Annotated in this window: 2 protein-coding genes; both read right to left on the bottom strand. The window is 58.5% G+C overall.

From position 1 onward, the window contains the following. Nucleotides 1-138 (bottom strand): flagellin N-terminal helical domain-containing protein (locus ACTJKE_RS36590; protein ID WP_440661893.1); only part of this gene is annotated, 138 nt, incomplete at its 3' end. Between the two features lie 292 nt (nucleotides 139-430). Further along, a partial coding sequence (locus ACTJKE_RS36585; RefSeq protein WP_440661894.1) for a flagellin occupies nucleotides 431-568 on the bottom strand: 138 nt, incomplete at its 5' end.

Below are 568 nucleotides of genomic sequence, written 5' to 3'. Positions count from 1 at the left end.
GTAAGCGGCGTTGTCGGCAGCGGAACCGACGCGCAGGCCCGACGAGATGCGGTCCTGGGTGGTTTCCATATCCGAATTGATCGAACGCAGAGTGGAGAGAGCCGCCATTGCGGCGGTGTTCGTCATGATGCTGGTCATTGGCTGAGTGCCCCTTGTTGGCAATACTCGTGAAAAAGGGACATTCCGGGAGCTACCGGGAAGCAGCGGTCAGCCTCATGCCTGTTAACCGGTTGTTGTTGTTGGTTAACCCGCTCCTTCGATGGACACAGCAAACACCATCGTGGTTAACGGCAACCTAAGACGCCGCGATTATTTTTCGAAACGCTCCAACATCCGATTTGGCACAACAAAAAACCGCGCCTCTTGCGAAGCGCGGTTTCGATTTTCTGCAGTCGGGCGCGGGCCGGGACCCGCGCCGCCTGGCGCCCGATTAACGGAACAGCGACAGGATGTTCTGCGAGTTCGAGTTGGCGATCGAGAGCGCCTGGATACCGAGCTGCTGCTGCGTCTGCAGAGCCTTCAGGCGGGTCGACTCTTCGTTCATGTCAGCGTCGACGAGCTTGCCGAT

It is taken from the genome of Ensifer sp. 22521, assembly GCF_052044795.1.
In the GTDB taxonomy this organism is placed as follows: domain Bacteria; phylum Pseudomonadota; class Alphaproteobacteria; order Rhizobiales; family Rhizobiaceae; genus Ensifer.
Note: the sequence above shows the minus strand (reverse complement) of the source record. Positions and strands in the feature narration are given on the sequence as shown.